This window comes from Janthinobacterium aquaticum, from assembly GCF_009208565.1.
GTDB lineage: Bacteria > Pseudomonadota > Gammaproteobacteria > Burkholderiales > Burkholderiaceae_D > Janthinobacterium.
Genome location: NZ_WFLK01000026.1, coordinates 1 through 9,896 on the forward strand (window position 1 = coordinate 1; position 9,896 = coordinate 9,896).

Sequence of the window (9,896 nt, forward strand, 5' to 3'; positions counted from 1 at the left end):
TACAGCGTGTGGTCATTGCGCAGCGCTCCCAGGACATTGACGCGCTCGCCATGCGACAGCGGTTCTACGCCACGCGTCTGACCAATCGGCGACCAACCCGACTGAATCGGCGGATCCGGGCTGAAACCGGACTCGTCATAAAACAGCAATTCGCACTGCCCGGCACGTGCCTGTTGATCCAGTTCGCCGATTATTCGTGCGGCCTTGCCGAAAGCTTCCGGTGGATGCTTTTTTTTAAACTGTAGCGGTAGCGCTTGTAGCTGAACTGCATCTCGTGCAGATATCGTCTTGCCGTTTCCTGGCTGATGGCTGGCAAACCTTCCGTTTGCGCCAAGGTCCGCAGCAGGCTGTTGGCGCTGCCCCCATCGGCTTGCGCCAATGCTCGTAGTGCCTCTTGCTGTTGATCTGTCCACTTGCGTTTGCGCCCGGTATGATGGCCTTCATAAAGACCCATCAGCCCTTGCTTGTTCCAGCGTTGCCGCCATGCTTCAATGCTGTTCAGATGGACATGGAATTCGTTCGCGGTTTGCTGCAAAGTCAGTCTCTGGCTCAATCGAACTATCGCTTGGGCACGTATCCGTACACGTGGATGCGGATGAAAAACACCCATGTCACGCAATGTTTGCTGTTCAGCTTGTTGTAGTATTAGTAGTTTCATCACCTCAACTCCTGCGTCGCTGCCTATCAGGCTTTGACAGCAAAAATTGACGAATTGCTTAGCCGGTGCGCCCTTCGAATTCGCACACGCCGGGCCGCTCAATCGAGCCGTATCGTCGCCCGCAAGCGGCTGTTGAGCATATCCACGAACCACAGCAGGCTGCCCCGCCAGAAACCGTGCAAGCGGGCCTGGTGGCTGCGGTATAGCCATTCGTGGCTGTATTGTGCGAGCCGTCCCTTGAAGGTCACCCCCTTGAACAGCCCGGTCTTGCCCAGCGCGCCAAAGGCATCGTAGTCGCCCAGCGACACCAGCGCCCCCATGTCAGTGTGGCGGAAGTCCGGCACTGTCGCGCCACTGAGCAAAGCCGCCGGCAGGTGTCGGATCAGATGCTGAGCCTGCTGATGCGCCACCTGTGCCGTCGGTGGTAGCGGACGATCGGCACTTGCGTAGACAAGGCTGCAACAATCGCCTACTGCGTAAATATGGTCGTCGAGCGTGGTTTGCAGCGAAGGCCGCACCAGCAACTGGTGGCTGCGGTTAGTCTCCAGCCCGTCCAGCCCAGCCAGGAAATCCGGCGCTTTCACGCCTGCCGCCCATACTCTCAGGCTAGCGCCGACTTCGGACCCATCAGCCAGTAGAAAGCCGTTTGTTGTAGCTGCCGCCACGCGGGTGGCTGTCCGCACCCGCACACCGAGTGCCTCCAGGCGTGCTTGCACCCCACTCGATATATCTTGCGGAAATGCCGCCAGCAACCTTGGCGCACTTTCGATCAGCGTGATGCGGACCCGGGTGGCAAGCCCATGCGCGCCGTACGCTTCGGCCGAGGCCGCAAGCCCTGTCAGCTCGGCGGCAAGCTCCACCCCAGTGGCGCCGCCACCAACGATAGCAATCGACAACGTGCCCGGCACGCCAGGCACGCCGCCGTGCGCCATGCATTGCAGCAGGCGCAGACGCACCTCCTGGCCGAACGCGTCCGCCTGCTGGCGCGAATCGATGGTATGGCAATGGGCAGCGACACCGGGCGTGCCGAAGTCGTTAGCGCGACTGCCAACCGCGACGATCAGCGTGTCGTAATGCAGGCGCCGGGCGGGTATCAGCAATCGTCCGTCCTCGGCGTGCATGGCAGCGAGGTGAGCTATGCGGGATCCCCTGTGCACCCCGCACAACTCCCCCGGCTCGTAGCGAAAGCCTGCCGCGCGCGCCTGGGCAATGTAAGACGTCTGCTGCTGGTGGATATCGCGTGTACCGGCCGCAATCGTGTGCAGCATCGGCTTCCACACGTGGGCGAAGTCGCGGTCCACCAGCGTAATGTCGGGCACGTTTGCCGCGCGCGCGCCAAGCCGGCGGCGCCATCTCCCCAGAGCTGTAGCGAGCTCCAGCCCTGCAATGCCGCCACCGACGATGAGCAGCGAGCGCTGTGGCCCGGCGCGCAAGTCCGGGGGCGAGTCAAATTTGGTCGTATTCATAGGGTCCTGTCGTGGCATGGGTCAGTTGGATGGCGGCAAGCCTCGCAGCAAGGACTGGAATTGCGGTGATTGCCGCAACGCCTGGCGGCCGGCCGCATGCAGGCGTCGGCTGTCGCCGGGGGCGATACTGAAGGCAGTGGGAATTTGTGCCAGGGTCGGGTCGCCGGTGTCGCCAAGGTTGACGCCGATTACGTGTATCTCGGCATCGGGCGCGAACGGGGTCCCCTCCCTGCCGCGCAGTGCGGCCAGTTCCTGCGACCAGCGTTGCAGGTCGTCGCGCAGCAGTGCCAGCGTAACCTGGGTCTCGCGGGCGCCGGCGCCGAAGACTAGGGTGTCCATCACTTGCAGGGCGCCGGGTACGCGGGCACTCTGGTCGATGCGCTCGCCTATGCCACGCTCGGCGTTCACAACCAGGAGCACCACGCGCCGGATCGAACCGCGTGGCGAGTCGCGGAACGCATGTTCGAGCGAGCCGTCTACGAGTACTCGGTCCAGCAAAGGACGCACGCCAAGGTTGTCGCTCACGCCGCCATCGACCAAGTGGATGTACGGACGCACCCGTGCATCGCGGTAGCTCTCGGCCGACACGCGCAGCATCCGGGTGCGGAAGTTGTCCACCCCGTCACTCGGACCTGCCTGCGGCACCGTTGCATCCCCGCCGCAATGGCCGGCATGATTATGCAGCGTGAGCGGCGACAGCAGCACCGGTACCGCTGCCGATGCCGCCACTGCAAACGACAGCGGCACCTGGGCCAGGTCGCTGCACAACAGGGCCATCTGCTCGGGAGTGAATTCGAAAGGCGCCCCGGTGCTGAGATCGGTGGCAGAAACCAGCAGCAGCGGCGCTCCCGGACGTCGCATGACGTCGTCGAAACGCTTGCCTTGGAATAGTTCGTCGAGTTGATCGGACAGCACGTTACCCCGCCCGTACCAGGGGGAACCTAGCCGCCACAAGGTGGTTGGCATCAATGCCTGGTTGATCAGCCCGTCTTGAAAGCCGGCCTGAAGGAAGTCGGACTCGAAGCGTGTAAACGTCTGCTCGCCGAACGCGGCGTAATAGGCGGCCAGGATGCTGCCGCCGGAGACGCCGCTCACCAGGCCCAGTGCTTCGAGCAACGTGGCCGGATGATCGCCCTGCCCGTCCCCCTTGTTGGCATCGATCGGCGTGTCGCGTAGTTCGCGCAGTACACCGAGTCCGAATGCGGCGGCCCGTGCGCCGCCGCCGGAAAACGTCGCTGCCACCACCACCGAACCGCGCTGCGGCTGCGACCTGGTTTCGGCGATAGCCTGCAAGGTGCGGGTATCTGCCACCGGGTTCACCCACGGCCTGGTATTGGCGCACGCGGTCAGCAACAGCGGTGCGAGCAGCACACCCAGGCGCAGTCTGAACGTTTTCAAGCCGCCATCCCGGGTTTAGCGTTGGTACTGGCATTGGCACCGATGCGGCGCTGAAGCCAGGCGGCCAGTCGCGAACCGAACAGCCACTCATAGAGCACCGGCACCAGCCCCAGCGTGATCAGGGTGCCCAGCAGCAACCCGCCCATGATGGTGATCGCCATGCCAGCCCACAAGCTGCCACCGAACAATAGCAGCGGCACCAGTCCCGCCACGCAGGTCAGCTTGGTCATCACGATGGGGCGCAGGCGCGCCACGGCCGCGGCCACCACCGCTTCCCGCCGCGGCTTGCCCGCGGCCAGTTCTGCCTCGATGCGTTCGAGCAGCAGCACCGCATTGTTGACGATGATCCCGGCCAGCGACAGCAAGCCGAAGTTGGCCATGAAGCCGAGCGGCTCGCCCGACAACTTGAGCGCAGGCGCCACGCCGATCAGGGCAAAGGGAATGATGCCGAGAATGATGGCAAGCTTGCGGAACGAACCAAACTGCCAGATAAACAAGATCAGCATGGCTACCACCGCGTGCGGCATGTATTCGGCCAGGGCCTCGTTGGCCTCGGCCGCCTCCTCGATTTCGGCGCCGAGCTCGATGCGGTAGCCGGGCGGCAGCGCAATACGAGCGATCTGCGGCGCTGCCGCATCCACCGTTTGCTGTGCGGTGGTGGTCGTGCTGCGCCCCTCAACGGTGAGGGTGCGCTCAAGGTCGCGGCGGCGGATGACCGACGGCTCCGACTGCACGCTCACAGTGGCTACTGCCGATAGCGGCACCTGGCCGGCGCCATTGGCATGGACCAGGGTGTTGGCAAGATCGTCGGGGCGTGCGCGTTCGGCGTCACTGCCACGCACCACCAGGGGCACGGCCGTATCGCCATCACGCAGCAGTGAGACATCGGTACCTGAATACCGCGTGCCCAGCGCGCCGGCGATATCATCGCTGCTCACACCCAGCAGGCGTGCCTTGGCTTGGTAGATCTGGACATCCACGCGCGGCACGCGCGGTCCCCAGTCATCGCGTACCTGGACCAGCCCCGGCATCGGCCGCAGCACCCCCGCCACTTGTTCACCGAGGGAGCGCAGTACCGCCTCGTCCGGGCCAATCAGCCGATAGGCGACCATGCCGGCATCGTTGGCGCTGCGCGCAAAGCGCTTCGCGTCCACGCGCACGTCCGGATGGCGCACCGCCATCCACCGCCGGGTGCGCTCGAGCATGGCGTCGAGCTGCTTTGAATCGTGCACGCTGACCGTGAAGTAGCCGATGTGCGACGCCGGCAGCGGCGGGTTAAGGACCAGCACCACGCGCGGCCCGCCGTCGGCCACATAGCCGATGCTGGTGGCCACTTCAGGATTGGCCTCACGGTCGCCGAGCCAGCGGCTCAGATCACGAACCACTGCCAGCGTGCGGCGGGCATCACCGCCTGGCTGGAGTTCCAGCGCAACCTGGAATTGGGGCCGGTCCGAAGGTGGCAGGAAGCCGGCCGGTATGCGCGCGAGCAACACCAGTGCCGCCGACAGCAGCACCGCCATTACCGCCAGGAAGAGCAGCTTGTGGTCGAGTACCTTACGAATCACGCGGGCGTATCCGGCATAGAAACGGCTTTCTGAAGCCGGAGCTGCGGCATCGTGGTGGCCCCCCTTAAGGAACAGGTAGCACAGCAGCGGCGTCACCGTCAGGCACAATACCCACGAGCCGAGCAGGCACAAAGTCAGCACCACCACCAGCGGGCGCAAGTATTCATTGATCGCGGTATTGCCGAAGAAAAAGGGCGAGAACGCGAAGATGATCACCAGCGATGACGTCAGCAGAGGAATGGCCAGCGTGCGGCCAGCGGCAATGCAGGCGTCGCGCCGGTCTTCGCCGTCGGCCAGGCGCCGTTCGACGTCCTCGACAATGACGATGCCGTTGTCCACCAGCAGCCCCAGCGCTATGATGATGGCCGCCATCGACACGATATGCAATTCGATACCCATGCTGCGCATGATCAGCAAGGTGGCCAAGATGGTGAGCGGCACGATGCTGCCGACGATCACGCCGGCGCGCCAGCCAAGGAAAAGCACTACCACCGTAATAACGATGGCGACCGTCTCACCCATCACCCGGTTCATGCTGCCCATTTCACGTTCGACCACGTCGGCTTGGAAGGTGACGAAATCGAGCGAGAAACCGGCCGGCAACTGTCCAGTCAGGGTATCGACGCGCAATTTCAATTGCTGCCCCAGCGTTTTGATGTTCTGGCCCGGACGCATGGAAATGCCAAGCACAACAGCATTTTCGCCGCGGTAAATGGCAGCGCTGTCGGGTGGGTCGGCCGCCAGCACGCGAATGCGCGCCAGGTCGCCCAGTCGTACACTGGCGGCGCCACCGCCACCATTCGCGCCAGCGGGGCCGGCCGGAACGGCCAGCACGAAGTCGCGCAGCGCAGCAGGCGAAAGGATTTCCCCGGAGGCCACCACTGCGCTGTTGATGCCGGACAAAACCACCTGTCCTGCCGACCGCACTACGTTTTGTTGTTGCAACTGCTGCATAACCTGCGCCGTGTCCAGGCCCAGGCCGGCTAGGCGCGGTTGGTCGAATTCGAGATAGATGCGATCTTCCTGCAAGCCGTGGAAGGTCACACCCTGCACACCCGGCAAGGTGGAAATGCCTTCGCGCAGCAGCTTCAGGGGCTCGCGCATTTCGCTCATGGAAAAGCCGGGCGCCGTGACTGCAATCGAGGCAATCGCCACGCGGCCGAAGTCGTCGTCGATCTGCGGCGGCAGGGTGCCGGCGGGCAACAGCGGCGTGGCCTCCGCCACCTTGGCGCGTACGCGCTGCCAAACCGGCAGCAACTGATGCACGTCCTCGCGCAGGGCCACCTGCAAGATCACCGAGCCGCTACGGATGGTGCTGGTTATGTGTTTAATTTCGGGCAATTGGCGCAAGCGCTGCTCGATCGGGCGCGCCACCAGTTGCTCCATCCGTTCGGCGGGCATGCCTGGATTGGCCACGAACACGAGGGCCTCACGTACAGTGGTCGAAGGCTCCTCCTGCGACGGAAAGCTGAGAAAGGCGAACACGCCGGTCACCAGGATCAGCAACGCGGCAAAAAAGGTCAACCGGCTAGCGTTCAACGCGGCATGGGTCAGCTTCATCGCGGGTCTCCCTGCAACAGCGTTTGCGGCTGGTGCGCCACGGCGGCCTGGCCTTCGTGCAGGAAGGCTGTGCCAGCCACCACGACCTGATCACCGCGCTGCACGCCCTGGCGGATTTCCATGCGGCTGCCGGGTAACAAGTTGGTACCGGTTTGCACCGGACGACGCACGAGCGTGCCGGTCTTGTCGAGCACAAATACGCTGGCCTGGCCAGGCTTCTGCGCTGATCGGGCGCCGGTCATCACCGCGGCCATGGGCACGCTCAGTAAAACGTCAGCGGCGTGGTCCGGCAGCTCTACCGCTACCACTGCACCGTTACGCAAGACGTCATGGCCCGGCGCAAGCTTGAAGATCGCTTGCACCAGCGAACCGTTATCGCTGCGTGCCGACAGCCGTTCCAGCGTCAACGGAATATCCCGGTTGCCACTGCGAGCACGGGCGACTGCGTCGGGCGCGAGGCCGGAGGCCACGGTATCGGGCAGCATCGCCAGCACTTCCTGCGCCTGTTCCGATTGCACCTGCACAATTGCCTGGCCCGGCGCCACGTCGGCAAACGGCTGCACCAGGCGGGCCACCACGGCGCCGGCGAACGGCGCCGTGATGCGGGTGAGAGCGACATCGCGGCGCGCCGCAGCCAGCGCCGCCTGGGCCACGCCGCGCTGGCTGCTCGCGAGCGCGTGGGCGGCGCGTACGGTTTCGAGCGCGGCGGGCGAGATGATACCGTCGCGGCTGAGCGCTTCCTGCTGGCGTAACTGGGTGTCGCGTTCGGCCAGCGCGGCAACCGCCGCGCTGTCATCGGCCGCGGCCTTGTCCAGGCGCCAGCGGGCCGGCGCGGGGTCCAGGCGAGCCAGTTCCTGGCCGGCACGCACGCGGTCGCCCACCTCGACCAGAACCGCAGCCACCCTGCCCGCGGTCTCGAAACTCAGTTCACCGCGCTGCTGCGCCCTGACCGTGCCGACGAAGCTGCCTCTACCCTGGCCGGCGTCGAACGCGCCTACGGTTTCGATTTTGACCGGTTTGGGCAACGCCGCCACCGGTTCGACCGGATGGGAGCAGCCGGCCAGCAGTAGCAAGCCGGACATGCAGGCGGCAGCTAACGCGGTGCGGCCCAGGACCGGGGCGCTGTCGGCGGCCTGATCTTCGCACCTTTGCTGAACAGGAATAATCATGGCAGATCCTTTGCCAATTTGAGCAAGGTCTCGCGCAGCGCGACGCGTTGCGGCGGCGTAAATGCATACAGCCGCAACAAATCAAGCAGCAATACGCCATCGAGCGCCGCGCACAACACGAAGCCTAGACCGGAATCGGACCCGCTGCCCAGCTCTTCGTAGGCACGGGCAAACAGCGCTTGTGCCGGTGGCAGCAGTTGCGGCTCTTCAGACACGGCCGCCAGCATATTGGCCAGCAAGCGCTGCTGGCTGGCCGGCATGTCGAAGGTGAAGTCGATCATGTGCCCGATTTGCTCGCGTAGCGGCTTAGGCGCCGCACCGTGGTCCGCGCCTCGGCTTTGCAACTCCAGCTCACCAGCCATGCGCTCGACCAGCGCCGCCAGCAGGTCGCTGCGGGTTTTGAAGTGATAGATCAGACCAGCCTTGGTAACGCCTGCAGCGGCGGCGGTGGCCTCAATGGTCAGGTTGTGAACGCCATACTGCGCCACCAGGCTAACAGCAGCATCGAGTAATTTGTCCCGGGAGCTGGAACGTCCGGCAGTGGAAGTCATGAAAAGCCTCTCTTGAATATAAACTATACGTATAGTAAAGTAATGCTCATCCGCACGTCAACACTTGGAACCCATATGACCACAAAGAATTCTTCAGCCCGTATTTTTTCCTGCTCCGGCCGCAGTACCGGTGGCCTGGCCCTGATCATTGCGCTTGGCCTTACAGGCTGCGCCAGCGCACCTGACAGCAGTTTGCCGGCCACGCCGGCTGCGGCATCGAATGCCGCGCTGGCCGCGGTTCAGCCACCCTCACAATGGAGCGCGGCTCAGGCTGCGGCGGCGGATGCGCAGCCGGTGGCAGCGCAGTGGTGGCGCGACTTTGGCAGCGCCGAGCTCGATGGCCTGGTCGACACCGCGCTGGTGGCCAATCGCGACCTGCAGGCAATAGCCGCCCGGATGGCGCAGGCGCGGGCCTTGGTGGATGGGGCGGCGGCGGAACGCCGTCCACGGGTCGATGCCACGGCCAGCGTTCAACGTGGCCGCAACAGCAGCGACGACCCGCGTGCCGAGCGCAGCGTCGCTGGCCTACGGGCCGGCTGGGAGGTCGATGTCTTTGGCCGGGGGGCAGCGGCGGTCGATGCAGCCGGTGCCGACGCGCGCAGCGCAGAAGAGACCTTGGCGGCAGCACGCATCGCTTTGGCGGCCGACGTCGCCACCGCTTATTTCGAGCTGCGCACATTGCACCGTCGCATACTGCTGGCGGCGGAATCGGCGCAGCTGGCAGAGCTGCAACTCAACGTGGCACAACGCAAGTTCGACGCCGGTCAGGCCACCGCGCTGGACGTGGAGCGCTGGCGGGCTGAGGTGGCGCAAGAGCGCGCTCTGGCTGTCGAACTCGATGGCTCCCTCCGGGTCAGAAACCGACAATTGGCGCTGTTGCTAGGCGTGAGCCGCGCGCCGACCCTTATGCTTGCGGACGGCACTGCGGCGCCACAGCCGCCGGCTCTGCTGCTGCCAGGCGCGCTGCTTGAGCAGCGTCCAGACGTCAGGCGTCAGGCACGCGCGCTCGACGGCGCACTGGCGCGGGTGGGCGTGGCAAGGCGCGATCTTTATCCACGCGTACAGATCGAATGGAGCGGCGCGCGCGAGCGGCTGGCGGCCATTGGCGGCTCCGCCACACCAGTGACGTTGACCGGCCTGGGCGTATCGCTCTCGATGCCGTTGCTGGACGGGGGGCGCATACGTGCCAATATCGCAGTGCAGGAGGCTCGTGCGCGCGAAGCGATGGCAGATTATGAAAAAGCCATGCTGGCGGCGTTAGCTGATGTGGAGGTGGGCCTGACGCAATGGACAGCAGCCGAGACGGCGCTGGCCCGCTGGCAGCAGGCCAGGAATGCCAGCGCGACCGCCACCAGCCGCGCCGAGCGTCTCTACGAAGCGGGGATGGTGGATGTGAGTGCGGTCCTAGACGTAAGGCGCGGCGAATTGCGCGCCCAAGACATGACCAGCCAGGCCGAAGGCGCTCGCTGGGCCTCGGCGGTGGCGTTGCGGCGGGCCTTTGCTGGCCCGGTGTGAACAGGCAAGCTGTG

8 protein-coding genes are annotated in these 9,896 nt (G+C 64.9%); 1 reads left to right on the plus strand and 7 read right to left on the minus strand.

The features are described 5' to 3' along the window. From GCM43_RS26620 to GCM43_RS25335, 7 genes are all read right to left on the minus strand, one after another. On the minus strand, positions 1–149 hold a 149-nt coding region (locus GCM43_RS26620), incomplete at its 3' end, for a transposase (RefSeq protein WP_193315745.1). A 41-nt stretch (positions 150–190) separates the two neighbouring features. Then, complete coding sequence (locus GCM43_RS25310; RefSeq protein ID WP_193315746.1) at positions 191–658, minus strand: helix-turn-helix domain-containing protein; 468 nt, start codon at positions 656–658, stop codon at positions 191–193. Positions 659–756: 98 nt separating this feature from the next. Further along, complete coding sequence (locus GCM43_RS25315; RefSeq protein WP_152248646.1) at positions 757–2,124, minus strand: NAD(P)/FAD-dependent oxidoreductase; 1,368 nt, start codon at positions 2,122–2,124, stop codon at positions 757–759. 21 nt (positions 2,125–2,145) lie between these two features. Then, positions 2,146–3,522 carry a patatin-like phospholipase family protein gene (locus tag GCM43_RS25320; RefSeq protein ID WP_193315747.1) on the minus strand — a complete coding sequence of 459 codons (1,377 nt, stop codon included), beginning with the start codon at positions 3,520–3,522 and terminating at the stop codon, positions 2,146–2,148. Beyond that, complete coding sequence (locus tag GCM43_RS25325) at positions 3,519–6,647, minus strand: efflux RND transporter permease subunit (RefSeq protein WP_152248647.1); 3,129 nt, start codon at positions 6,645–6,647, stop codon at positions 3,519–3,521. Before GCM43_RS25325 ends, GCM43_RS25320 begins: the two co-directional genes overlap by 4 nt. Continuing rightward, positions 6,644–7,816 (minus strand): efflux RND transporter periplasmic adaptor subunit, encoded by a 1,173-nt coding sequence (locus GCM43_RS25330; RefSeq protein WP_152248648.1) that lies wholly within the window; start codon positions 7,814–7,816, stop codon positions 6,644–6,646. Before GCM43_RS25330 ends, GCM43_RS25325 begins: the two co-directional genes overlap by 4 nt. Then, on the minus strand, positions 7,813–8,367 hold the full coding sequence (locus tag GCM43_RS25335; protein ID WP_152248649.1) for a TetR/AcrR family transcriptional regulator: 555 nt from the start codon (positions 8,365–8,367) through the stop codon (positions 7,813–7,815). Before GCM43_RS25335 ends, GCM43_RS25330 begins: the two co-directional genes overlap by 4 nt. A 75-nt stretch (positions 8,368–8,442) precedes the next feature. On the opposite strand from GCM43_RS25335, the gene GCM43_RS25340 reads away from it, so the two are divergent. Beyond that, a complete protein-coding gene (locus tag GCM43_RS25340) occupies positions 8,443–9,882 on the plus strand; it encodes an efflux transporter outer membrane subunit (RefSeq protein ID WP_152248650.1) in 1,440 nt (479 codons plus the stop codon). Positions 9,883–9,896: the final 14 nt, after the last annotated feature.